This window comes from Hyphomonas sp. GM-8P, assembly GCF_003263315.1.
In the GTDB taxonomy this organism is placed as follows: Bacteria; Pseudomonadota; Alphaproteobacteria; order Caulobacterales; family Hyphomonadaceae; genus Hyphomonas.
This window is the reverse complement of sequence record NZ_AWFE01000001.1, coordinates 1-23,874: the sequence shown is the minus strand read 5'-3', so window position 1 is coordinate 23,874 and position 23,874 is coordinate 1. Positions and strand designations below refer to the sequence as shown.

Below are 23,874 nucleotides of genomic sequence, written 5' to 3'. Positions count from 1 at the left end.
ATGCGAAGATGCTGTTTCCGTAAGCTTCTTTTCAGCTGAAACAGGCCTAGTTCATGCCCACGCAATCTTGCGGACACAGGAGTAAAAAAATGAAACTTGCACTTGCTTCAATTGCCGCCCTCGCTGTCGTGGCCCCCGCTTTTGCCGAAGGAAATGTCGAGCTTGGCCTCGGCTATTCGCACTTCGATGCAGACGGTGCTAACCTCGACGCACTCACCGCGCGCGGCACCTATTTCTTCAACCCGCATGTCGGTGTGGAAGGCGAAGCCTCGGTCGGTATTGGTGATGACAATGTCGGCGCAGCCAAAGTCGAACTCGACAATTCGCTGGCAGCCTTCGGTGTCGTCCAGATGCCTGTCGCCGAACGCGTCGACCTGTTCGCCCGGGCCGGTTACGCCAGCAATGACTACAATGTCGATGTCCCGGGCCTCGGCAGTGCATCCGGCAGCGATGATGGCTTCGCTTACGGCGTCGGCGGCAAGGTCTATCTGAACGACCGCTTCGGCGTGCGCGCAGACGTCACCCGCTATGAGGGCGACGACACCGATGCCGACGTGATTGCCATCGGCGGCATCATGAAATTCTAAGCTTCCCACCTCTCCAACGGGAATACGCTGTCCCCGGTGCTGCGGCACCGGGGACTTTTTTGTTTTTTGATCAGTTGCCGGTCTGGCCGCGGTGGCGCAGTTTCTGGTCGGCCAGTACGCAGGCCATCATGGCCTCGGCCACCGGCACGGCGCGGATACCGACGCAAGGGTCGTGGCGGCCTTTGGTGCGCACATCCACATTCTCGCCGTCGCGGGTGACGGACTGGACCTCGTTCAGAATGGAAGATGTGGGCTTGATGGCGATGCGGACGATCAGATCCTGGCCGGTGGAGATGCCGCCAGCGACGCCGCCATTATTGTTCGACAGGAAGAGGGGGCCGTCATTGCCCGCGCGCATCTGGTCGGCGTTCTCTTCGCCGGAGAGGGCGGCGACGCCAAATCCCGCGCCGATCTCGACGCCCTTCACGGCATTGATGCTCATCATGGCGCCGGCCAGTTCGCCGTCGAGCTTGCCATAGATGGGCGCGCCCCAGCCGGCAGGCACGCCGTTGGCCTGCACTTCGACGATAGCGCCGGTGGAGCTGCCCGCCTTGCGCGTCGCGTCCAGGAAGTCTTCCCACTTCGGGACCATGTCCGCATCCGGGCACCAGAAGGGATTGTCCTCGACGATGTCCCAGTTCCAGTTGTCGCGGTTGATCGCATGCGGGCCGATCTGTACGACCGCGCCGCGGATCACGATGCCATCGCCCAGCGCGCGGCGGGCCACAGCGCCAGCGGCGACCCGGGCGGCTGTTTCGCGCGCAGAGGAACGCCCACCGCCGCGATAGTCGCGCACGCCATATTTGGCGTCATAGGGATAGTCGGCATGGCCGGGCCGGTAGCGGTCGCGGATCTCGCCATAATCCTTGGATCGCTGGTCGGTGTTCTCGATCATCAGCGAGATTGGTGTGCCCGTGGTAACCGGGCCACCAAATTCTTCAAGTGTCCGGTCGTCCTCGAAGACGCCGGAGAGGATTTTCACCGCGTCCGGCTCCTGGCGCTGCGTGACGAAGCGCGAGGTGCCGGGGCGGCGTTTGTCCAGGAATTGCTGGATGAAGGCTTCATCCAGCGGCAGGCCGGGCGGGCAGCCATCGACCACACATCCGAGGGCCGGCCCGTGGCTTTCGCCCCAGGTCGTCACACGGAAGAGATGGCCGAACGTGTTGTGAGACATGGCTGCCCTTGATGGCCAGTCAGCGCTTAGCTGAACAGGTGCTCGACGGCGGCGCGTTCTTCACGCAGTTCGGCGTCGGTGGCGTCCATCTTGGCGCGCGAGAAGTCGTTGATCTCGAGGCCCTGCACGATCTCGTACTTGCCGTCCTTGCAGGTGCATGGATAGCCGTAGATCACGCCCGGTGCGATGCCGTAGGAACCGTCCGACGGGATGCCCATGGACACCCATTCGCCTTCCGGCGTGCCGAGCGCCCAGCTGCGCATATGGTCGATGGCGGCCGAGGCGGCCGACGCGGCAGAGGAGGCTCCGCGCGCCTTGATGATGGCCGCACCGCGCTGCTGCACGTCAGGGATGAAGGTGTCCTGGTACCAGGCATCGTCGACCATCGGCTTGGCGGCTGCGCCTTTGACGGTGGCGTGGTGGATGTCCGGATACTGGGTGGCCGAGTGGTTGCCCCAGATCACGATGTTCTTGATGTCGGTGTTGTGCGTGCCGGTCTTCTCGGCCAGCTGGCTCATCGCGCGGTTATGGTCGAGGCGGACCATGGCTGTGAAGCACTTCGGATCGAGGTCCGGTGCGTTCTGCTGGGCGATGAGGGCGTTGGTGTTGGCCGGGTTGCCGACGACGAGCACTTTTACATCGCGCGAGGCGTGGTCGTTGATCGCCTTGCCCTGCGGGCCGAAGATGCCGCCATTTGCGGACAGGAGGTCCTTGCGCTCCATGCCTTGCTTGCGCGGCATGGCGCCGACGAGGAGGCAGAAGTCCGCGTCCTTGAAGGCAACGTTCGGATCGTCGGTAGCGACGATATTGTTCAGCAGCGGGAAGGCGCAGTCTTTCAGCTCCATGATCACGCCTTCAAGCGCGCCGAGGGCCGGGGTGATTTCGAGCAGCTGCAGGTCGACCGGCTGGTCCGGTCCAAGCATGTCGCCGGCGGCGATGCGGAAGAGGAGGGCGTAGCCGATCTGGCCAGCGGCACCAGTGACGGCAACTTTGACAGGCTGTTTCACAGGGAGGGTCCTTCTTGCAGAGCTGAATTCTGTGGCCTCCACATGGCGAATTTGTCGCCGGAGGGCAAGCCGTGCTGCGCGGATGCCGCAGATAACCAGTCTACCTGCCGCCCTTATACGTAGGTGTCACAGTGGGCATTCCGCCCCTGATGGCCTATATCGGCAGCAGATTCAGACCGTAAAAGGCCGCCACAAAGGGACATTCCCGTCATGACCAGTACCACCGACAAGGCCGTTATTCCCCCAAGCCCGAGCGCTTCAGACTATGCCACGGACCCGACGGGCAAGCCGCTGATCCCCAACGTGACGGATCCGTTCGCCCTGTTCAATGACTGGATGGCCGAAGCCCGCGCCAAGGAATTGAACGATTCCAACGCGATGTCGCTGGCCACGGTCGACGCTGATGGCATGCCGGATGTGCGGGTCGTACTGCTGAAGGAAGTGACGCCGGCCGGCTTCGTCTTCTTCACCAATCTTGAAAGCGCCAAGGGCCAGCAGCTGAAGGCGAACCCTGTGGCAGCGCTCGGCTTCCACTGGAAGAGCCTCCGTCGCCAGGTCCGCATTCGCGGCACGGTCGAACGGGTCACCGACGCCGAGGCGGATGAGTACTTTGCTACCCGCGCGGCGCAGAGCCGGATCAGCGCCATCGCATCCGACCAATCGCGCCCGTTGCCGGATCGCTCCGTTTTCGAACAGCGCATTGCTGAGCTGTCCGAAATCTATGGTGACGGGCCGGATATTCCGCGCCCGAAATTCTGGGGCGGCTTCCGCCTGACACCTGTCGAGATCGAGTTCTGGCAGGACCAGGCCTTCCGCTCGCACGACCGGTTACGGTTCGCGCGGAAGGGCGATGCCTGGGAGACCGGTCGGCTTTATCCGTAATTCGCGGATGTCGGCAGTTCAGCGAGAGGCAGAAGTCGTGAATCTTCGACGGCTGCCGTGCGGTGGCCGAGGATTTCCATATAGTCCGGGTCCTGCTCGAAGCCGAAGAAAGTCTCCATGTCCTTCTGGCGTACCAGAAGGGCAAGGTCCCAGCGTTCGTCTTCCGGGCCGATCAGCCAGCTGCCGCCTTCCGCCAGAAAGTCCAGCCGTCCGCCGCTTTTCTGAAGAAAGGGCAGCGTATGCTCGATATAGAGATCATACGCCGCCCGGCCGCTGATCGGACTTTCCGGCGCAAGGTCCGGAAAGTCCGAATAGTCGGCGACTGTCCGCAAGCGGATCAGGTTCAGCATGATGACATTCCCGGTCAGGCCCCGCATCACGAAGCGCCGGCCGAGTTCCTGCGTCGGAGCAAGATAGGCCATCAGACCAGTCCGATCGATGTGCGTTCCACAACGAGGTGCGGCACGCCATCGCTGGTTTTCGAGAACGAAACGCCTGCGGAGGAAACCGTCGCGGTGACCCGTTTGCGGAAGGCCGAGAAGCTTTCGAACTCGACCACATCCACCGGGTCATCGAATTCCAGCGTCACTTCAAACGCCGAGCCACCAGCCATTTCGCGAACCGCAAGAACGCGGCCATCAAACGCCTGCTTCAGGTAGCGCCCAGCCACCTGGTCGCCGACCTGCAACACAACTTCGGGCATGTTCGACAGGCGGGCCGAGGCCGTATTCCAGTCGCGATAGCCGAGTTCTTTCGCGACGCATTCCAGTGCCTCGGAATGAGAGATGGGCGTTCCGGCCGCTGCCAGTTCTGCCCGCAATTCACGCGCACGGGCTTTCGCCTGGTCGCGATTTGAGATCGATAGATAAGACATCGGAATCATCCTTGTCCGGGCAGTCACTTATCAGCGGGGCTCGCCTTGCCGCGGGACTGCCGGCTGGACCGGTGTTCCGTCTTTACGCGTCGCGGCACTTTCGCGCCGGGGGATCTTCACCGTAAGATATTTGTCTCGCGAGCGGCGGGCGTCCCAGAGCCCGGAGCGTCACATAATCCTTTCGGGTCGCAACGTCAATCATTGCCATGTCCGGCGGGTCCGGGCTAGGAATTGGCAGTCGGCATGGCAATTTATGACCGGGTCGTCTTAACTCAGGGGGTATCCATGAAACGTGGCCTGCAGGTCTTTCTCGGCGTCTTTTCCATCATTCCGGTCGTGTTCGCCATTCTCGGCTTCGTGCACGGGGCAGGGCGCCTGTCGCCCGAAGGCGTCACCATCGATCTCGACAATCAGTACCGGTACTTTTCCGGCATGTACCTTGTCGTCGCTTTCCTGCTCTGGTCAATCATCCCGGCCATTGAGAAACATGGCCGCACGCTGTTCCTGATCAGCGCGGCGATCTTCATTGGCGGCCTTGGACGCGTCGTCTCCTACATGACGATGGGCGCGCCCTCTCAGGACCTGATGGTTGGCATGGGCATCGAACTGGTCGTGCCGGTGCTCTTCGTGGTCTGGCAGCGCGCGGTCGCTGCGAAGGCCTAGCGCCCGCAGGCCTCCCGGCCGACATCGTCGGCGGTGATCAGGTCAGCCACGCGATAGGGCTCGTCCGTGGCGAGCAGGACGAGCCCGTCGGCGGCAAGTGCGTCGTATTCGCTGGCATCGCCATCGGCGAGATAGACGTCATCCAGCCGTTCGCCCGGCCGGCCCAGCGTGCCGAAAGCCGGCTCGACGCCAACCTTCATCAGCCTTTCCCAGGCATAGGGTTTCGGCGCGTCGACACCGGTCCAGCCGATCAGGCGGGTGCGGTCGATGCCGCGGCCTTCCAGCTTCGCCACATCCCGGTCGCCATAGGCGGAGGCGGTCATCATCAAGCCCGGGTCAATTGCGGCGACTTCGGCGGCCTGGTCGTCATTATAGGTGATGAAGATCACATTCTCTAAGGCATCTGCGGCTTTCACGGCGGTAGCGATGTTGCGGAAGCTCGTGGTCGGTTTCTTGTCCAGTTCCAGCACGGCGCCGGTCTGTTTTGCCCAGAGCAGCGCGTCGGTGAATTTCGGCGGATTGAAGCCGGTGCGGCGGCCGTCATCGTCTTCCAGCTCCAGTCCGCTCATCGTCTCCCAGTCGGTGTCGGAGACATAGCCGGAGCCGGTCGTGGTGCGGTTCAGCCGGTCGTCATGCATCAGCGTCAGCACGCCATCGCGGGTCTCTGCGATGTCGATCTCGAACACGCGGATGCCCTTGTCGAATCCGTGCTGGAAGGTTTCGATCGCATTCTCGGGGAAGCCTGCGTCTGGCCCGCCGCGATGGGCGGCAATAGCCATCCCCTTATTCTTACGCAGGCAGTCAAAATATTCCGGCAAAGGAAGCGCAGTGGAGGAAATGTTTGCGGTCTCTCCGCCGGCTTGCTGAGGGCCTGTCTGAGCTGCGCCGCAGGCCGTCAGGGCCAGCGACATCACGGAAAATGCAAAAGTTTTCATGGTGCGACCCTCAATTCCTTGCCTCGCGTCATCCGCGCGCATACACACACTTCCGCTAGAGCACAATGACGCCACGTAAGGCGCAAATGGAGGACATGGCATGAAAGGCCTGATGCAGGACTGGCAGCTCACGACGAACAAAATTCTCGAGCATGCCAAACGGGTCAATCCGACCCGTGAGATCGTCACGCGCCGCGTGGAAGGGCACATCGAGCGCATCACTTATGGCGACCTGTTCGACATGTCGAAGCAAGTGTCGACCGCGCTGAAGGATGAAGGCATCGGCCTCGGCGACCGCGTCGCCACGCTTGGCTGGAACTCCGAACGCCACATGGCGTCCTGGTATGGCGCGATGGGCATCGGCGCCGTGCTGCACACGGTGAACCCGCGCCTCCACCCGGAGCAGATCGCCTGGATCATCAATCACGCCGAAGACAAGGTGCTGATCTTCGACAAGACCTTCCTGCCCGTCGTCGAGGCCATCAAGGACACGATCCCGACGGTGAAGTCGTTCGTCATCTATGCCGGCGCCGACACGATGCCGGAAAACACGCTGGGCGCCGTGCCGTTCGACATCTGGATTGACGGCCGCTCCACCAATGTGCGCTGGGGTGACTTCCCGGAAGATACAGCCTGCGGCCTCTGCTACACATCCGGCACGACGGGCGACCCGAAAGGCGTGCTCTACTCGCACCGCTCCAACGTGCTCCACACGATGATCACCATGCAGCGCGATGCCATCGGCATGGGCGCGAACGATGTCGTTCTGCCGGTGGTGCCGATGTTCCACGCCAATGCCTGGGGCCTGACCTTCAGCTGCCCGGCGACGGGCGCGAACATGGTGATGCCCGGCGCGCAGATGGACGGCGCCTCGATCTATGAGCTGCTCGACACCGAAAAAGTGACCATCACCGCTGCCGTGCCGACCGTCTGGCTGATGCTGCTGACGCATCTCCAGCAGAACGACCTGAAACTGCCGCACCTGAAAAAGGTGATCATCGGCGGGTCGGCCGTGCCGGAGAAGATCCTGCGCGCCTTCGAGGAAGACTATGAAGTCGACGTCGTCCACGCCTGGGGCATGACGGAAACCTCGCCGCTCGGCACGCTGGGCACGCTGCCGCCGCACATGGTGGATGCCGACATCGACACCCGCATGAAGCAGAAGCTGAAGCAAGGCCGCCCGCCTTTCGGCGTGGAGCTGAAGATCGAGGACGATGAAGGCAACGAACTCGCCTGGGACGGCCAGACCTCCGGCCGCCTCCTGGTGCGCGGCGCTGCCATTGCGGGCGCCTACTTCAAAGGTGCCGGCGGCAATGTGCTGGACGAAGACGGCTATTTCGATACCGGTGACGTCGCCAATATGGACGAATACGGCACGATGCAGATCACCGACCGCGCCAAGGATGTCATCAAGTCCGGCGGTGAGTGGATCTCCTCCATCGACATCGAGAACATCGCTGTCGGCCATCCGAAAGTTGCCAACGCAGCGGCCATCGGCATCTATCACCCGAAATGGGACGAGCGTCCGCTTCTGATCATCCAACCGGTCGAAGGTGAAAATCCGACCAAGGAGGAAATCTTCGCGGCGCTGGAGGGCAAGATCGCCAAATGGTGGACCCCGGATGATATCGCCTTTGTCGACGACATTCCGCTGGGCGCCACGGGCAAGATCAACAAGCTGGCCCTGCGCAAGACGTTTGAAGACTACAAGCTGCCGACGGCGTAAGCGTCATGGATCTCGGCCTGACAGATAAGGTGGTCTTTGTCGCCGGCGCGAGCCGCGGTATTGGCCTTGGGATTGTCGAGGCCTTGCTGGCCGAAGGCGCAAAGGTCGCCATGGCGGCGCGCGGGGAGGAGGCGCTGGAAGCCCAGCGCGCCCGCCTTGCGGCCCAATATGGTGAGCACAAGGTCTGGGCCCGGGCAGGGGATCTGCGCGACAGCCGCACCATCGACGAGATGGTCGAGGCAATCGAGCATGAGTTCGATCCGCTCTGGGGCTCTGTCGCCAATGTCGGCCTGCATCCGTGCCCGCCCGGCTATGAGGTGGACGACGAGACCTGGACGGCCGGCCTTCAGCAGAACCTCGACAGCGCCTTCCGCCTCGCTCGCTCAAGCCTCCGGAAGATGGAGCCGCGCGGAGAGGGCTCGATCCTGATGATCTCGTCCATTGCGGGCCTTGGTGCGCTCGGTACGCCGGTCACTTATGGCACGTCGAAGGCGGCGATGAACCATCTCGCCAAGGAGCTGGCCCGCGTGGCCGGCCCCTCCGGCGTCCGCGTGAATGCGATTGCGCCGGGCAACATCATCTTCCCGGGCGGGGACTGGGAAGAGCGCTCCACTGGCCCGCGCGGCGATGCGTGGACCCGCTGGATCCGCCGCGAAGTCCCGCTGCAGCGTTTCGGGCGTCCGGACGAGATCGGATCAGCCGCTGCCTATCTGCTGAGCCCGCTGGCCAGCTTCATCACCGGCGCCATCCTGCCTGTGGATGGCGGCCAGACGAAGTAGGGAATGGCGAAATAAGCAATGGTGAGGTAGGCCTCAGCCCTCGTCGGTCACGTGGATCGACGGGTCCGGCTCCTGAATGCTCATCAGGTAGCTCAGCAAGAGGTCGGTGCTTTTCGGGCCGAACTGGAATTGCGGCATGTCCGGATGGCCGACTTTCAGGCCGTCGCGGAAATCCTCGGCCAGCGCATCGCCGTCATAATCGGCGAGGATATAGCGCAGCGCCGGGGCGTCGGTGCGGCGTGGATCTTCCTTGTCGATGCCGTGGCAATCGGCGCATTGGGACGAGGCGATCTGGCGGCCGAGCTCGACCTCCTCGGCGACGGGCAGGCCGGTCAGGCCCAGATTCTCCTCTGCCGTCACCTCGGCGATTTCCGCTTCATACGGCGAGGTTTGCACGCAGCCCATCAGGGGCAGGGACAGCGGAACAAGTGCATAGATCAGGCGGCGCATGGCGCTCTCCTTTACCGGACAAGAACCCATGATCGCGCGATGCGACGCCGAACGCAATTCGTGAATGTTACGGATATCACCCGGCTGTGGTTCCAGCCAGGTGAAGCCGGTCAACCGTCTGCAGGCTCAGGCTCCTGAATGCTCTTCAAGTAAGTCAGCAGCACGTCGGCGCCGAGCGGACCGAAATGGAATTGCGGCATGTCCGGGTGGCCGACCTTCAGGCCTTCCTCGAAATTGTCGTGCAGCGTGTCGGCATCGTAATTGTTGAGCACATGGCGCAGGGCCGGCGTGTCGGCGCGCAGCGCGTCCTGATGGTCGAGGCCGTGGCAGTTGGCGCAGACGGCAGAGGCAACCCCGCGGCCCTCGTCGATCTGCTGGGACAGCGGTGCCTTCTGGGATTCGCGGATTTCCATCGCTTCGCACCCGGCGAGTGCAAGCGGAATGAGAATCATACTCAGTTTACGCATTATGATACCTCCCGTTAAATATGGCCTCAGTGTCTCAGAGAAACGCCCTTCCGGCAATTGAGAAGGTTTACGGCCCGGCGGAAAGGCCGGACTTCCTGCGCCAGTCCCTCATCGCCTCTCCCCGACACGAGCCGGGCCACTCAGAAATCAGGAGAATTGCCCGAGCGCGACCAGCGCTTGTGGGCGAAGGTGCTGGAACGCAACTCACGCAGTTTTGATCCAATTAGGGCGACAAGGCCGTATAGGCGCTGTATGCCTCGGCAGACCAACAGGGAGAGGGAAGCCCATGTCAGATATTTCGCAGAATGGCGGCTGGCGCGGCCGGTTTTCGGCTTTTGCGCTTGCTTTCGCGATATTCGGAGTCTTGTGGTTCTTCATCGCCGCGGGCGGCACAAAGCTCGGCCTCTGGGACTGGCGGACTGGCTTTGGGACGCTGACCATGGGCTGGGGCCCGAAAATCGTCATGGCGGCGCTCGCGGTCTCCATGATCGCCATCATCGTTTCGCTGGTCATGGCGCCGCGCAAACGGCCCTTCATCCTGGCGCTGGCAGCCCTGCTTGTGTCCGGTCTCTCCATGGGACGCCTGTTTGCTGCTGGCGAGAACGCCAAGCGCTTGCCGCCGCTGCACGACATCCAGACCGACTGGACAAAACCAATCATGCCGACCCCGGCGCTGCTCTCGGCCCGGGCCTCGACAGGCGCCTATAACGAAATCGAGGAAGCCCCCGTCATTTCCGACGGTGCCAAAGGCAACTGGCCGGGCATGGAAGGGCGCCTTGTCTCCGAAGTGCAGGAACAGGCCGAGTTCGACCCTGACACTCAGAAAAAAGAAGTCGCGGCGCCTTACCCGCAGCTGGAGACGGTGATCCTGCCGGCCGTGCCGTTCGACATCGCCTATCAGGCTGCGCTGGAAACAGTGAACGACCGGGGCTGGACCATTGTCACGGCAGAGCCTGAAGAGGGCCGGATCGAAGCCACCGACACGACCTTCTGGTTCGAGTTCAAGGACGACGTGATGATCCGCGTGATGCCGGAAGGCGAAGGCGGCTCGCGCGTGGATGTCCGCTCTGTCAGCCGCGTCGGCCTGTCGGATCTCGGCGCCAACGCCAAGCGTGTGAAACTGTTCCTCGAAGATTTCGAAGCGCGGCTCTAGCGCCCTTCATTCAGGAAGGCGATGATCGCCTCCGGCAGCGCCGGGTCACCCACGGCGGATACGTGGGTGCCGGTGACCTGCTGGTATCGTGCGCCGGAGATGATCTGTGCCAGCGCTTCGCCGGATCCATTGTCCGTATCCTGATCGCCTGTGACCACCAGGACGGGCAGGTCGAATGTCTCCAGCAGGTCCCGCCCGGTATAGACCCGGGCCGACAGCGCGCCGAGATAGCCTTCCAGCGTGCCGCCGGTGGCTTTCGCCCGCGCGAGGATGGCTTTTGCACCGGGTGTATCTTCTCCGCGCATCGCGGACTCGATGGCCGCCCGGAAGCCGTCATTGCGGCTTGAATTTCTCTCATCAGCGACGGAGTCCCCAACACCGCCCAGGACAAGCCGGTTGCTGGATCTTGTCAGGAGCTCATAGCGCAGCGCGCTGATCGCACCCATGGAGTAGCCGACCACGGCATAGGGTGCGGCGCCGAGGTGTTTCATCAGGGCGATCTGGTCGCGGGCGATGGCATCACGCGGCCAGCTGGCGGGATCGTCCGGCACCGGCGAGGCGCCATGGCCGCGCATGTCCGGCGCGATGACGCGATAGCCTGCGTCCGCAATCTTCTGCGCAATGCCCGGCCGGACCCAGTTCGTGTCCGCATTCGCCGTGAAGCCGTGCAGCAACAGGACGACCGGCCCGTCGCCAAGCTCAAGATAGGAGATGGTGGTGCCGTCAAACGACTGGAAGGCATGGGTCTTGGGGGCTGTCATCTCGGTCTCCACTGGCGGGGAGGCGCATGCGGCTGGCTGGGCAGTCAGCGCAAGGCTGAGCATGACAGCGCTGATGGCTGTTTTCCGGCGCATGGATTGTCCTCCCGTTACGGGGAGTGTGCCGGGCCTTCACAGGTCAGGCAAGAGGCCGGCGGAGCCGTCACGGGCTTCTCCACGGAAGCCCGGATGGGCTAGGTCTTTGCGGGCTGGGGCTCCGCTGTATCGCCGAGCTTCAGCCAGCGCGCCGCCTGGGAAATCGTCCAGCCCTGTGTAATGAGAGACACCGTGACGATGACGAAGACGATGTTGAAGAAGCCGACGGTCACCGGCCCGGGTGCGATGACGGGATAGATCGCCAGCAGTACCGGCACCGCTCCGCGCAGGCCCACCCAGCTGAGGAACAAATTTTCCTTCAGCGAAAAGCCCATCCAGCTCACGCTGGCGAACACGGCCAGCGGGCGGGCGATCAGCATGAGCACTCCGGCGCAGGCAATCGCCGGCCAGAAATCCTTGAGCAGCGCGCTCGGTGTCACCAGCAGGCCGAGCATCAGGAACAGCACCATCTGGCATAGCCACTGGAAGGCCTCGTTGAAATCCTCGATCCGGTCGATCGGACGGTGCAGATAGGCCTTCAGCATAAACCCGGCGAGGTAGACCGCCAGGAATCCACTGCCCCCCAGAAGGGTGGTGCCCGCATAGATGGTCAGCGCGCCGGACAGGGTCATCGCCGGATAGGTGCCCATTGGCAGGCTCAATCGGTCTGTCAGCCAGGCGAGGAGCCGTCCGCCGCCAAGCCCTGCCACAAGTCCGATCCCGGCCTGCTGGGCGAGGAAGAGGGCAAAACCGGCAAGGTCCGTTGCCGTGCCTGCAGGCTGGGCTGCGACCAGCATGGTGAGCGAGACGGTGAGGAAAATGGCCATCGGGTCGTTGATCCCGGACTCCAGCATCAGCGTGTCCCGCAGTTTCCGGCGCAGGTTCACGCCGCTTTGCTGCACCAGAAGGAAGGTCGCCGCGGCATCTGTCGAGGCAACGGCGGCGCCCAGCAGCAGGCCCTGCAGCCAGGGCAGGTTCAGGATGAAGATGGCGGCAATTCCTGTCACGGCGCCCGTGATCAGTACACCGAGCGTAGCCAGGCTGATGGCGGGAATGCCCGCCGTGCGGAAGACCGAACGCTCGGCCTCCAGCCCGCCGGCAAACAGGATGACCGCGAGCGCCACACTGCCCAGATCAAAGGCCAGACCGAAATTGCTGAACTGTATTCCGCCCGGGCCATCTTCCCCAAGCAGCATGCCGATGACGAGGGCCAGGAGCAGGAACGGCGCACCCGCCCGGCGCGCCAGCGGCATCATGGCAAAGCTGGTAAAGACGACCAGGCTGCAAAGGAACAGGAATAGCGCCAACCGGGCCGCCTCTCTCGGATTTCGGGATACTGGAGAGATGGGACACCCACAGGAAAAATCCAATCCCGTCAGGGGTGTTTCAGGTCAGTATGTGCCCGGCAGAACACAAAATTCTGCAGCTGAGGGCGCTTTCGGGGCCAGCGCTTCGCGTCCGGCGTTATCAGGTCGCCGGACGGGTCAGTGTCAGCTCCTGAGCCAGTCCTTTGGCGAAGGCTGTCTTGCGATGCGAGATGCCGACCTTGCGTGTGCCTGTTTCCACGTCGCGCAGGGGCAAAACCGTGATGTCGTCACGCCCGTCTCCATGCGAGCGGGGCACAAACGCGATGCCGAGCCCGGCCGCCACCAGCTCCAGCAATTGGCTGTCATTCATGGCCTGCGCGACAGGAGACGCGAGGGACGGGACGAGCTGCATATGATCCGCATTCGGGCAATAGGGCCGGTGGATCAGCGGATACTCCTGCAGATCGGCCAGATGCAACCCGGACAGGGCGGCGAGTGGGTGGAAACGCGCAACAGCAACGCAGAAGGGTTCTTCCGTCAGGGGGATGAACGCATGATTTCCCGGAACGCAGGCTTCGGACAAATAGGCGATATCGCTGTCTTCTGCGGTTTCGGTGAAGCTGAAGGTCAACGTCGCGGATTTGCGGCGGACGCGGCTCAGGTCTGGCGCGATCCCGTGAACCAGAACATCAGGCGCGCAATGAAAGCGGACGGTCTGCTGCGGCAGGTCGCGCAGGCGGTCTTCCAATGTCGAGAGATGGGTGACGCTCTGCTCGGCATCGGAATAGAGCCGGCGTGCCAGCGCCGTCGGCGTCAGGCCGGATTTCGACCGCTGAAACAAAGGGGCGCTCAGCGTTTCTTCCAGCTTCTGGATCGCCGCGGACACGGTCGGCTGGCTGACGCCGTTTGCGCGGGCGGCCTGGCTGAAGGTGCCGGTCTCGAAGGCACTGGTGAAGTAGCGCAGTGTGGTCAGATCAATCATAGGCAATAACTATATTAAACATATATATAATAGCAATAGCCTAGACTTCTGCGCGGTCGCATATGGAAGGCATCACAGCGAAAGGAGCTTTGATCATGCAACCGACCCTTACCAAAACAACAGAGACGACCATTGGGCAGGTACTTTCCAGGTTCGCTGCCGGCGATCCGTCACTCTTCGAACTGATTGCGGACGACGTCGATTTCCGCATCGACCACTTCCGCGACGAAGCGGATACGAGCTGGCAGCTGGCAAATTCCCGTGAAGCCCTGATGGGTGTGATGGTCCAACTCAGCCAGGACGTCTTTCCAAAAGGCACTGAAGCGCTGGGAATTGATGTCTTCGCATTGGGAGATGGCTGGCATCTGACACGCTTCAATCAGCGCTTCTTTTACGGTGAAAGACAGCGCGATGTGACCAGCGTTACGTTCATTATCTCACATGAGACGGACGGCATGTTGGATTTCTTCCGTGAGACCGTGACGAATATTGTGAACGTCTAGCGGTCCTTCGGGTCCAGCGCGTCGCGCAGGCCGTCGCCGATGAAGTTCAGGCAGAGCAGGGTGACGGCCATCGTCCCGGCCGGGGCGAGCAGCATCCAGGGCTTCTCTTCCATCCGCGCCGCGCCATCGGAAATCAGCACGCCGAGCGAGGTCAGCGGCTCATTCACGCCGAGGCCGAGGAAGGAGAGGAAGCTCTCTGCCAGGATCACGACCGGGATGGTCAGGGTCACGTAAACGGCCACAGGACCGATCACGTTCGGCAGGATGTGGCGCAGGATGATCGCGCGGCGGCTGACACCGGCGGCGCGGGCGGCCTCGATGAACTCCTTGCCTTTGATGGCGAGGGTCTGGCCGCGAACGATCCGTGCCATGGTCAGCCATTCAATCGCGCCGATGGCGGCGAAGATCAGGAAGATGTTCCGCTCGAACACGGTCAGCAGCAGGATGACGAAGAAGATGAAGGGCAGGGCGTAGAGCACGTCCACGATGCGCATCATGAAATTGTCGACCCGGCCGCCGAGATAACCGGCGGTGGCGCCCCAGGTGACGCCGATGACGAGGCTGACCGCGGTCGCGACAACACCGACCATGAGCGAGATGCGCAGGCCGATCATCAGGCGGGCCATCAGGTCGCGTCCCTGCAGGTCCGTGCCAAGGATGTGCATATTCTCGAAAGTCGGGGCAATCGCGCGTGCCCCCGAGATCGCGCGATAGTCGTGTACCCAGACCATCGGGCCGATGATTGCGATGACAACCAGCACGCCCAGCACCCACATGGAGGCCACAGCGGCCTTGTTGTGGAAGAGGCGCGCGCGGGCGTCATCCCAGAGGGAGCGGCCGCCGGCGATGGCCTGGTTCACAGGTTCCACGCGGCCGGTGGGATCGAGAAGCGGGTCAGCCTGGCTCATCAGTCGTACTTCACTTTCGGATCGAGCACCGCGTAGAGGATGTCGGCGACGAGGTTCAGGATCACGATCAGGCCGGCGTAAACGATGATCGCGCCCATCACGAGCGTATAGTCACGGTTCAGCGCGCCATTGACGAAGTAGGAGCCGAGCCCCGGTAGGCCGAACACCTTCTCGATCACGACCGAACCGGTCATGACCCGCGCCATGGCCGGGCCGGCATAGGAGATCAGAGGTAGCAGCGCGGCAGGCAGCGCATGGCGGGCGATCACCTGGCGCTCTGACAGGCCCTTGGAGCGGGCGGTGCGGATATGGTTGGAGCGCATCGTCTCAATGATCGAGGCGCGCATCAGGCGGGAGATGATGGCGATCTGCGGCAGGGCCAGCGTGATGACCGGCAGGGTCATGTTGTGCCAGCTCATGCCGATATTGGGGTAAGTGCCGAGGCCGCCCACGGCAAATATGCCGGCACCAAGCGCGAAAATAAGGATCAGGATCGGCCCGGTCACAAAGGTCGGAATGGATATTCCGAACATTGCGAGGCCCATGACGCCATAATCTGCCGAGGAGTTTTGCCTGAGCCCCGCAAATACGCCCAGCAATGTGCCAAGTGTTATGCCCAGGATCATTGCCAGGGAGCCGATAGCCAGGGAAATGGGCAGGCCGTCGGCGATCAGGTCATTCACGCTCTTGCCGAGCGTCTTGTAGGAGGGGCCGAAATCGCCCTGAAGGACGCCGCCGACATAGTCGAAATATTGCTCATGCAGAGGCTTGTCGAAGCCGAATTTGGCGGCGATGGCCTTCTCGGTGGCCGCTGGGAGCTTGCGTTCCCCGTCAAATGGCCCGCCAGGCGCCGCACGCATCATCAGGAAGGCCATGGTGATGATGGCCAGCATGGTGGGAATGGCGATCAGCAGGCGGCGGGCGGTGTAGCCCCACGGGATCCGGCTGAGGGCGCGCTGCAGGGTGGACAAGGGCAAATTTCCGTCGTTGTTGCAGGGCCATAGCGAAAAGGTGTTCCGCCAAAACCTTGGCAGAACGGATATCCTTCCTTAGCTAGGTATCCGAATCGATCAAGACCGTCTCAACAGACAGGACCCTCCCAAATGGCTGATATTCGCCGCGTTACAGACGCATTCGCCGTTGCTCCGCAAATTTCCGAAAAAGACGTTGAGGAAATCGCTGCAGCCGGTTTCAAGACCATCATTGCCAACCGGCCGGACGGGGAAGGCGGCATCGAACAGCCGCGCATGGGGCCGATCCGGGCGAAGGCTGAAGCGCTTGGGCTGACCTTCGTCGCGCTGCCGTTTTCTGGCGCTCCGACGCCTGAAATCGTCGAGCGCATGGGCGGAATCCTCAATGAGGCCCCTCAGCCTGTACTGGCTTATTGCCGCACCGGAACGCGCTGCATCACGGCCTGGGCGCTGACCCATGCGGGTCAGGGCACCGGGCAGGAAATCGTCGACGCTGCTGCAGGTGCGGGCTACGATCTTTCCAGTATCGAATCACTGCTCTAAGGGCAGTTCCGTATGGCCGGTGATCACAAATGCGCCGCATTAAGTGTGTTGTCAGTGAGCTGGCGGCGTGCGAGGCAGGAAACCGGCCGCGAACCGTGCTTAAGTGTACTGTTCGCCAGTCAGGAGAGTACGGAATGACAGACCGGTTGTGGCTGACCGATTTCAAGTACGATGACGGCGCGATGCTGGTGAAGAAAACCGGTGCCCGCATTCCGCTCACCTTGTCGCTGATAAACGACGTCTTCACCTGGCTGGCATTCTACGGAGCGGCACAATCCTGGCGCATCTGGCGCCGGATCGAGGGCCACAAGCGCCCGACCATCGCTTTCTACCCGGACAAGCCACGCCCCTGGTACTTTATCTGGCCAGTGATGCACGTTTCCGGTGCGAAGCTGATCGACGATGTCACCAAGGCCGACATTGTCATGCAGTTCGACGATTGTACCGAAACGAACAACAAGCTGCCGGACGTCAAGGAAGGCGCACGCCTCGTCAATTTCGAATGCCATGACGTGTCCAAGTCAAAGGTCGGCGTCGCCTTCGAAAAGGCCGCGGGCTATTCGCTCGCAGTTGATCCGACGACTTACACGGGCCGGATGGTGGAAAAATCCGAACTGAACGCCGCCCATGACGGGCGGGTTCTGGAGGGGCCGCTGGACGAGGCGGTGCCCGGCAAGTGTTATCAGGTCCTCGTCGACAACGAGATTGAAGGTGGCCTGGTGGAAGACCTCCGCTGCTGCCTCGTGAACGGGTCTCCGGTCGTTGTCTTCCGCAAGCGCAGGCCGCTGGAACGGCGTTTTGCAAACGAGAATGCAGAGGTGCTGCTCGACGAACCTCGCAATTGTTACACGGCGGATGAAATCACCGTGATCGAACGCTTTGCGAAGGAAATGGGACTGGACTGGGGCGGCATTGATTGTCTACGTGATCGCAACAGCGGACGACTCTATATCGTCGATGCGAACAAGACCGACATGGGCCCGCCGGTTGCCTTGAAGCTTGGTTCCAAGCTGAGAGCGACCCGTCGTATGGCGCAGGCTTTCGGTACACGGTTCGCACCGAAGCGGCGATAGGATATGTCTGCAGGCTGAATATCGAGAGACTGCACATGGCCATCCCTTATATCAAGGATATCGAATTCGAATACGGCGTCGTCCAGCAGATGACCCCGCTGATCCGCCGCGTGATCGCGAACAATCCCGGCCCGTTCACCTATGTCGGTACCGGGGTCTACATTATCGGCCATGGTGAAGTGGCCGTGCTCGATCCGGGGCCGGAGCAGCCAGAGCATTTCGAAGCCCTGAAAAAGGCGCTGGAAGGCGAAACGGTTACCCATGTGCTGGTCAGCCATGGCCACTCCGATCATTCGCCGCTGGCGCAGCCGCTGGCCGAATGGGCAGGCTGCAAGACCTATGCGAAGAATTGCGGTGTGCCGACGGCCAAGGGCGAACTGGGCAGTGCAGACGATCTCGGCTTCATGCCGGATGTGAAGGTCGGCGACGGCGATGTCATCTCAGGCCCTGGCTGGACGCTGGATGTCATCGAAACGCCCGGTCACACCTGCAACCATCTCTGCTTTGGCCTGCGCGAAGAGAATGCCTGCCTGTCGGGCGACCATATCATGGGCTGGTCCACCACAGTCGTCGCGCCGCCGGACGGCGACATGGGTGACTATATGCGCAGCCTTGAGAAGATCCGTGGGATGAAGTTCGACTCGCTCTACCCGACGCATGGTGACCCGGTGAAGGGCAAGGATTTCGTCGAGCACTTCATCACTGAATATGCCGAGCACCGCCGCGAGCGTGAACGTGCGATCCTGCACCATCTTTCCGAAGGGGAGAACCTCATCCCCGAAATGGTGAAAGAGATGTACAAGGACGTCGACAAGCGTCTCCATCCGGCGGCGGCCATGTCGGTGCTGGGCCACATGATCGAGCTGGTGAAAACCGGCCGCGTGACCACGCCGGACGAAAAGCCGACCGTGCGTTCCCACTTCGAGCTGGTGCGTTCTGCGGCCTGATCCTGCCTAGCGCACGCTGAGGCCGATCCGCCTTCCTGCCGAAAGATAATTTGCGGCGGCCACGATGGAATCCGCGTCGATCATGAAGTGTCGGTAGAGGTCGTCGATCGTGCCGGTCTGCCCGAAATGTTCGACGCCCAGCGGCGCGGTGCGGTGACCCATCACAGACCCGATCCAGGCAAGTGTCGCGGGGTGGCCATCGGTCACCGTGATCAGCGTCGCGTCGCGTGGAACGTCCGCCATCAGACGTTCGATCTGGCTCGTCGCCTCCCGGTGGCCGCGGGCACGCGCCCGGCGCGCCGCCGTCCAGCCGGAGTTCAATCGGTCGGCTGAGGTGATCGCCAGCACGCCGATATCGCGCCGGTCGTTTCCGATGCGGCCTGCGGCCTCAATGGCTTCCGGGGCAACACAGCCCTGATAGGCGATGACGACTTCGCAATTCGGGCCCGGGTCACGGAGCCAGTAGGCGCCGTCCACGACGCCTTGCCGGAACGCCTGATCGTCCCGCGCTTTCAGGCCCAGCTGTTCCAGCGGGCGTGTGGTGAGGCGAAGATAGACTGAGCCGCCGGTCTCATCGCGCAGCCAGGTGCGTTCGTCCGGATCATTCTCGCCGCTGCGCTGGAGATAGTCGAAGCTCCAGTCCATGATGATGGAAAGCTCGTCGAGATAAGCCGGTTCGAAACTGACAAGGCCATCCTGGCTCATGCCGATCAGCTGGGCGCCGATGGATTGGTGTGCGCCGCCCTCCGGTGCCAGTGTTACCCCCGACGGCGTGCCGGCGATGATGAAGCGGGCGTCCTGGTAACAGGCATAATTCAGCGCATCGAGGCCGCGTGCCACGAATGGATCATACACCGTGCCGATGGGGATCAGCCGCTCACCGAACAGTGAGTGCGACAGGCCCGCTGCGCCAAGCAGCAGGAACAGGTTCATCTCCGCAATGCCGAGCTCGATATGCTGGCCTGCGGGGGAGAACTGCCATTTCTGTGTCGAGGGGATGCGCTGCTGACGGAACGTGTCTTCCTTCTCCGTCCGGGCAAAGAGGGAACGCCGGTTCACCCATGGGCCGAGATTGGTGGAGGAGGTCACATCCGGCGAGGTCGTCAGGATGCGGTCTGCAATCCCGCTCTCGCCTTTGGCCAGCGTGTCGAGGATCTTCCCGAACCCAGCCTGCGTGGAAAGCGTGCGGTCATCGAGGAATACCGGGCCGGGGCTTTCCACTTTCGGCGCGGTGAAGCGGCGCGGGCCCGCCTCGAAGAAGGGGGCGCGGCCGAGGAATGTCTCCAGCGCAGCCTTGTCTTCGACGGTCGCCAGTTTCTCCCATTCCTCGCCTTCCGGCACGCCCATGCGGCTCTGGAAGTCTGCCATCTGGGCCGGGGTCATCAGGCCGGCATGATTGTCCTTGTGACCTGCCAGCGGCGTGCCCCAGCCCTTGATTGTGTAGGCGAGGAAGACGGTTGGGCGGTCGTCGGTGATACTGTCGAAGGCCTCGGTCAGCGTTTCGAGGCACTGGCCGCCGAGATTGTTCATCAGGGCGTTCAGTTCTTCATCGCTGCGCTTTGACAGCAGGGCAGAGACATCGCCCTGGTCGCCAAGGTCGTCCATCAGGCGTTTACGCCACGCTGCGCCGCCCTGATAGGTCAACGCCGAATAATCCGCATTCGGACAGGACTGGATCCAGCTTTTCAGCGCTTCGCCGCCCGGTTCTTCGAAAGCGGCCCTTTGCAGGGCGCCGTGGCGCAGCACGACGACGCGCCAGCCGAACGCCTTGAAGATCGACTCGATCTTTTCCCACAGGCCCTCATGCACTACGCCATCGAGGCTCTGGCGGTTATAGTCGATGATCCACCAGGTGTTGCGCAGCTCATGCTTCCAGCCTTCCTGAAGGCACTCATAGACATTGCCTTCGTCCAGCTCCGCATCGCCCACCAGCGCGACCATCCGGCCGAGCGGGCGCTCAGCCGCCCAGTCCTTGGCGGCAAGATAGTCCTGCACGATGGAGGCGAACGCCGTCTCCGCCACGCCGAGGCCGACGGAACCGGTGGAGAAGTCCACATCGTCCACGTCCTTCGTGCGGCTGGGATAGGACTGCGCGCCGCCATAGCCGCGGAAGCTCTTCAGCTTGTCCAGCGTCTGGTTGCCCATGATGTACTGCATTGCGTGGAAGACAGGCGAGGCGTGCGGCTTCACCGCCACACGGTCTTCCGGGCGCAGCGTGTGGAAATAGAGCGCGGTCATGATCGAAACCATCGACGCGCAGGAGGCCTGGTGCCCGCCCACTTTCACATCGCCTTCGCCTTTCGGGCGCAGGTGATTGGCATTGTGCACCATCCAGGCTGAAAGCCAGAGCAGGCGTTGCTCGAGGGTTTTCAGATGATCCAGCTCGTTCGGCATGTCCGTTTCCCTTTACCACATAACCGCCCATTGGACGCGGCGGGTGTTCTGTCGTGTCCGGGCCATTGTGCTTGGGAAGATTACCATCTGTGCCGTAGGAAATCCCACTAATTCACATTGCCTTTTGGTCGTCTGGCTATGTATTTACCTATGAATATTGATTTCTGAGGTTAAAATGACTGCTCTGGATAAAATTGACATCAGAATTCTCGATTCCCTGACTGAGCAGGGCCGGATCAGTATTTCCGATCTGTCTTCCGCGGTCGGCCTGTCGCAGACGCCGACGGTGAACCGTATTCGCAAACTGGAAGAAATGGGTGTGATCCAGGGTTACCAGGCGCACCTGTCAGAGGCGCTGCTGGGCGGCGCCTTCTCGGTCTTCACCTGGGTGTCTCTGGTCGATCAGAAGCGCGAGACTCTGTCCGTCTTCGAGAAGACGATGGAGGAATCGCCTGAAGTCATGGATTGCTATCTCATGACGGGAGACGACGATTATCTGCTTCGCATCGCCGTGGACGGGCTGGACGAGTTCGAGCGCTTCCTGACTGAGCGGCTGGCCGGCCTGTCGGAAGTGCGCAGCATCAAGTCCAGCTTCGCCCTGCGCCCTGTGGTGCAGAAGCGCCGCCCGCCGGAACTCTCCCGGCAGGTGCAGGCCAATCAGACCCAGGCGCGGAAGTGAGATTCCGCTGCGCGGCCTACATCGCAGTGTCGCGCAGTTCCGAGAGTTCCGGATATTCCGGATCGCGCTTTTCGATCCGGGCCTTGAAGGCTTCAGCCATGTGCGGCGGCGGGAACATCGCGGCGTTCCAGACGCCGATATAGTCCAGCGTGTCGGCAGTGTTGTGGTCGCGGCCATAATTGATCAGCACCTTGCAGCCGGTGACGGCCAGCGGGCTGTTGGCGGCGATCTCGCGCGCGACACCCATCACGGCTTCCATCATCTCTTCATGCGTGTCGAAGACGTCATTGACGAGACCGATTTCCTTCGCCTTGGCGGCAGGCAGGCGCATGCCGGTATAGGCCATCTGCTTGACCCAGCCTTCAGGGATGTAGCGCTGAAGGCGCGGGAAGGTGCCGACGTCCGCCGTCATGGCGATATTGGTTTCCATGATGGAGAAGAAGGCGTCCTTGGTGCACCAGCGGATGTCGCCGGCGGAGATCATGTCCACCGCGCCGCCGATCACGCCGCCGTGCAGCGCGAACAGAACCGGCATGCGGGCCTCTTCCATGCAGCTGAAGCTGTGCTGGATGTGCTTGATGTTGGACCGCAGGGCCTCGGCCATGATGTAGCGGTCATGCTTGGGCGCATCGCGGTCGCCGGTGAAGACGGTCGTGTCCATGCCGCCGGAGAAGTGCTTGCCGGTGGACGAGATCACGATCACCCGCGCGCGGGCATTGTTGTCGATGTCGTGGATGATTTCCGGCAGTTCATTCCAGAACGCCTTGTTCATCGTGTTCAGCGCCTCAGGCCGGTTCATCCGGATGTGGGCGATCTTGTCTTCGATGGTGACTTCAAAACACTCGTAGGCCATGCGTTTCCTCCTGTTTGGAAGGAACCTTAGCAGCGGGCCCCGGCCCGGCCAGACATGACGGCGGGTCAGGTTTAAAGGTCAGGCGGTGACGGCTTCGGCCCGGTTCGGCCGCATCAGGAGTCGGACGATGGCTTCGTCCACGCTGATCTCGCCTTCGATCACGGCGGCGACGGCATCTGAAATCGGCATTTCCACGCCATGCTTCGCCGCCAGCTTCCGGAGCACTGGTGCTGTGGCAACGCCTTCGGTCACCGCATTCCGCGCGCCGAGGATGCTCTCCAGCGACTCGCCTTTGCCGAGTGCCATGCCGCAGCTCATGTTACGGCTGGTCTCCGAGGAGCAGGTCAGCACGAGGTCACCGAGGCCCGAGAGGCCCGCCAGCGTTTCCCGCTCCGCGCCGAGCTTCAGGGCGAGCCGGGTCATCTCTGCGCTGCCGCGGGCAATCAGGGCCGCATGGGCCGAACGGCCGAGGCCTTTGCCGAGGGCAATGCCGCAGGCGATGGCCAGCACATTCTTCACCGCGCCGCCGACTTCGGCGCCCAGCAGGTCATGCGCGAGGTAGGGCCGGAAAGTGGGGGTCGAGATTGCGGCGATCAGTTCGGTGCCAAGCTTTTCGTCATCAATGGCGAAAGTCACTGCTGTCGGCAGGCCCTGAGCGACATCGATGGCAAAGCTCGGGCCGGACATCACCGCCGGCACCGCATCCGGCAGTTCGTCCTTCAGCACCTGCGTCATGAACTCGCCGGTCGCCAGTTCAATTCCTTTGGAGCAGAGCACGACCGGCGTGCCGGGCTTCAGCGTGCCTTTCAGCGCCTTCAGCGTGGCACGTGTGTGCTGGGCCGGGGCGACGGCGAAGACGGCGTCCATACCGGCAAGGTCGGCAAGCTCACTCGTCGCTTTCAGGGCAGGCTTGAGCGGCACGCCGGGGAGGAACACGGTGTTCTCGTGCGCGGTGTTGATCGCCTCTGCCACATCCGTCTCGCGGCACCAGATCAGCACATCCTGCCCCTCGCGGGTCAGCATCTGTGCGATGGCGGTGCCCCAGGCCCCGCCGCCGATCACGCCGAACTTCTTGAAATGCGTTGTCATGCCCGGAATTTGGGCGAAACCGTCAGTCTGGGCAAGCCGCAGAGATCAGAGGCGGGATCAGAGGCGGGATCAGA

Annotated in this window: 26 protein-coding genes; 11 read left to right on the top strand and 15 right to left on the bottom strand. The window is 62.4% G+C overall.

All coding sequences use genetic code 11. The features are described from left to right. Positions 1-89: 89 nt before the first annotated feature. Entirely contained in the window at positions 90-587 is a 498-nt protein-coding gene (locus HY26_RS00130) for a porin family protein (RefSeq protein WP_034768995.1), read from the top strand. A gap of 70 nt (positions 588-657) precedes the next feature. Here HY26_RS00130 and aroC read toward each other — a convergent pair whose 3' ends face one another. After that, positions 658-1,761 carry a chorismate synthase gene (gene aroC / locus HY26_RS00125; protein ID WP_112072678.1) on the bottom strand — a complete coding sequence of 368 codons (1,104 nt, stop codon included), beginning with the start codon at positions 1,759-1,761 and terminating at the stop codon, positions 658-660. A gap of 26 nt (positions 1,762-1,787) precedes the next feature. Further along, on the bottom strand, positions 1,788-2,768 hold the full coding sequence (locus tag HY26_RS00120; protein ID WP_034768983.1) for a malate dehydrogenase: 981 nt from the start codon (positions 2,766-2,768) through the stop codon (positions 1,788-1,790). Between the two features lie 210 nt (positions 2,769-2,978). Between HY26_RS00120 and pdxH the strand changes: the two genes are divergently transcribed. Further along, on the top strand, positions 2,979-3,650 hold the full coding sequence (gene pdxH, locus HY26_RS00115; protein WP_034768981.1) for a pyridoxamine 5'-phosphate oxidase: 672 nt from the start codon (positions 2,979-2,981) through the stop codon (positions 3,648-3,650). On the opposite strand, the gene HY26_RS00110 is transcribed toward pdxH, so the two are convergent. Together HY26_RS00110 and HY26_RS00105 are read right to left on the bottom strand one after the other, a co-directional pair. Next, the gene (locus tag HY26_RS00110; protein WP_112072677.1) at positions 3,641-4,072 is read right to left on the bottom strand and encodes a DUF1330 domain-containing protein; all 432 of its coding nucleotides are present in this window, start codon (positions 4,070-4,072) and stop codon (positions 3,641-3,643) included. The two genes, pdxH and HY26_RS00110, sit on opposite strands and share 10 nt — an antisense overlap. Continuing rightward, a complete protein-coding gene (locus tag HY26_RS00105; RefSeq protein WP_034769249.1) occupies positions 4,072-4,524 on the bottom strand; it encodes a glyoxalase superfamily protein in 453 nt (150 codons plus the stop codon). Before HY26_RS00105 ends, HY26_RS00110 begins: the two co-directional genes overlap by 1 nt. Positions 4,525-4,809: 285 nt before the next feature. On the opposite strand from HY26_RS00105, the gene HY26_RS00100 reads away from it, so the two are divergent. Then, the gene (locus tag HY26_RS00100; protein WP_034768978.1) at positions 4,810-5,187 is read left to right on the top strand and encodes a DUF4345 domain-containing protein; all 378 of its coding nucleotides are present in this window, start codon (positions 4,810-4,812) and stop codon (positions 5,185-5,187) included. Here the strand turns inward: HY26_RS00100 and HY26_RS00095 are convergent. Further along, a complete protein-coding gene (locus tag HY26_RS00095; RefSeq protein ID WP_233351464.1) occupies positions 5,184-5,966 on the bottom strand; it encodes a glycerophosphodiester phosphodiesterase family protein in 783 nt (260 codons plus the stop codon). The genes HY26_RS00100 and HY26_RS00095 overlap by 4 nt on opposite strands. Before the next feature lie 256 nt (positions 5,967-6,222). Between HY26_RS00095 and HY26_RS00090 the strand changes: the two genes are divergently transcribed. Further along, complete coding sequence (locus HY26_RS00090) at positions 6,223-7,848, top strand: long-chain-fatty-acid--CoA ligase (RefSeq protein WP_034768976.1); 1,626 nt, start codon at positions 6,223-6,225, stop codon at positions 7,846-7,848. A 5-nt stretch (positions 7,849-7,853) separates the two neighbouring features. Next, positions 7,854-8,627: an SDR family NAD(P)-dependent oxidoreductase gene (locus HY26_RS00085; RefSeq protein ID WP_112072676.1), complete on the top strand. Its 774-nt coding sequence runs from the start codon at positions 7,854-7,856 to the stop codon at positions 8,625-8,627. A 33-nt stretch (positions 8,628-8,660) separates the two neighbouring features. On the opposite strand, the gene HY26_RS00080 is transcribed toward HY26_RS00085, so the two are convergent. Both HY26_RS00080 and HY26_RS00075 read right to left on the bottom strand, forming a co-directional pair. Further along, positions 8,661-9,191, bottom strand: coding sequence for a cytochrome c (locus HY26_RS00080; protein ID WP_051600265.1), 531 nt, complete (start codon positions 9,189-9,191; stop codon positions 8,661-8,663). Beyond that, a complete protein-coding gene (locus HY26_RS00075) occupies positions 9,188-9,544 on the bottom strand; it encodes a hypothetical protein (protein WP_146740143.1) in 357 nt (118 codons plus the stop codon). The genes HY26_RS00080 and HY26_RS00075 overlap by 4 nt, the downstream gene beginning before the upstream one ends. Before the next feature lie 286 nt (positions 9,545-9,830). Between HY26_RS00075 and HY26_RS00070 the strand changes: the two genes are divergently transcribed. Beyond that, complete coding sequence (locus HY26_RS00070) at positions 9,831-10,697, top strand: DUF1499 domain-containing protein (RefSeq protein WP_112072674.1); 867 nt, start codon at positions 9,831-9,833, stop codon at positions 10,695-10,697. On the opposite strand, the gene HY26_RS00065 is transcribed toward HY26_RS00070, so the two are convergent. The 3 genes from HY26_RS00065 to HY26_RS00055 form a co-directional block, all read right to left on the bottom strand. Next, the gene (locus tag HY26_RS00065; protein WP_112072673.1) at positions 10,694-11,551 is read right to left on the bottom strand and encodes an alpha/beta fold hydrolase; all 858 of its coding nucleotides are present in this window, start codon (positions 11,549-11,551) and stop codon (positions 10,694-10,696) included. The two genes, HY26_RS00070 and HY26_RS00065, sit on opposite strands and share 4 nt — an antisense overlap. Positions 11,552-11,649: 98 nt before the next feature. Beyond that, positions 11,650-12,858 (bottom strand): potassium/proton antiporter, encoded by a 1,209-nt coding sequence (locus HY26_RS00060; protein ID WP_112072672.1) that lies wholly within the window; start codon positions 12,856-12,858, stop codon positions 11,650-11,652. A gap of 160 nt (positions 12,859-13,018) precedes the next feature. After that, a complete protein-coding gene (locus HY26_RS00055; protein ID WP_112072671.1) occupies positions 13,019-13,840 on the bottom strand; it encodes a LysR family transcriptional regulator in 822 nt (273 codons plus the stop codon). Between the two features lie 95 nt (positions 13,841-13,935). On the opposite strand from HY26_RS00055, the gene HY26_RS00050 reads away from it, so the two are divergent. Then, entirely contained in the window at positions 13,936-14,343 is a 408-nt protein-coding gene (locus HY26_RS00050; protein ID WP_112072747.1) for a hypothetical protein, read from the top strand. On the opposite strand, the gene HY26_RS00045 is transcribed toward HY26_RS00050, so the two are convergent. Continuing rightward, positions 14,340-15,251, bottom strand: coding sequence for an ABC transporter permease subunit (locus HY26_RS00045; protein ID WP_112072670.1), 912 nt, complete (start codon positions 15,249-15,251; stop codon positions 14,340-14,342). The genes HY26_RS00050 and HY26_RS00045 overlap by 4 nt on opposite strands. After that, a complete protein-coding gene (locus tag HY26_RS00040) occupies positions 15,251-16,222 on the bottom strand; it encodes an ABC transporter permease (RefSeq protein ID WP_233348858.1) in 972 nt (323 codons plus the stop codon). Before HY26_RS00040 ends, HY26_RS00045 begins: the two co-directional genes overlap by 1 nt. 132 nt (positions 16,223-16,354) lie before the next feature. Between HY26_RS00040 and HY26_RS00035 the strand changes: the two genes are divergently transcribed. The 3 genes from HY26_RS00035 to HY26_RS00025 all read left to right on the top strand — a co-directional run bounded on the left by HY26_RS00035 (position 16,355) and on the right by HY26_RS00025 (position 18,785). Next, positions 16,355-16,765, top strand: coding sequence for a TIGR01244 family sulfur transferase (locus HY26_RS00035; protein WP_034768966.1), 411 nt, complete (start codon positions 16,355-16,357; stop codon positions 16,763-16,765). Positions 16,766-16,899: 134 nt separating this feature from the next. Continuing rightward, positions 16,900-17,838: a hypothetical protein gene (locus tag HY26_RS00030; RefSeq protein WP_112072669.1), complete on the top strand. Its 939-nt coding sequence runs from the start codon at positions 16,900-16,902 to the stop codon at positions 17,836-17,838. Between the two features lie 35 nt (positions 17,839-17,873). Further along, positions 17,874-18,785 carry an MBL fold metallo-hydrolase gene (locus HY26_RS00025; RefSeq protein ID WP_112072668.1) on the top strand — a complete coding sequence of 304 codons (912 nt, stop codon included), beginning with the start codon at positions 17,874-17,876 and terminating at the stop codon, positions 18,783-18,785. Positions 18,786-18,791: 6 nt separating this feature from the next. Here the strand turns inward: HY26_RS00025 and HY26_RS00020 are convergent, their stop codons facing one another. After that, complete coding sequence (locus tag HY26_RS00020; protein ID WP_112072667.1) at positions 18,792-21,179, bottom strand: transketolase; 2,388 nt, start codon at positions 21,177-21,179, stop codon at positions 18,792-18,794. Positions 21,180-21,354: 175 nt separating this feature from the next. Here HY26_RS00020 and HY26_RS00015 point away from each other — a divergent pair, with 175 nt between their 5' ends. Next, complete coding sequence (locus HY26_RS00015) at positions 21,355-21,858, top strand: Lrp/AsnC family transcriptional regulator (protein WP_051600262.1); 504 nt, start codon at positions 21,355-21,357, stop codon at positions 21,856-21,858. Between the two features lie 16 nt (positions 21,859-21,874). Here the strand turns inward: HY26_RS00015 and HY26_RS00010 are convergent, their stop codons facing one another. Both HY26_RS00010 and HY26_RS00005 read right to left on the bottom strand, forming a co-directional pair. Beyond that, positions 21,875-22,711: an enoyl-CoA hydratase-related protein gene (locus tag HY26_RS00010; RefSeq protein WP_034768958.1), complete on the bottom strand. Its 837-nt coding sequence runs from the start codon at positions 22,709-22,711 to the stop codon at positions 21,875-21,877. Between the two features lie 78 nt (positions 22,712-22,789). Next, the gene (locus HY26_RS00005) at positions 22,790-23,800 is read right to left on the bottom strand and encodes an NAD(P)H-dependent glycerol-3-phosphate dehydrogenase (protein ID WP_112072666.1); all 1,011 of its coding nucleotides are present in this window, start codon (positions 23,798-23,800) and stop codon (positions 22,790-22,792) included. Positions 23,801-23,874 lie beyond the last annotated feature (74 nt).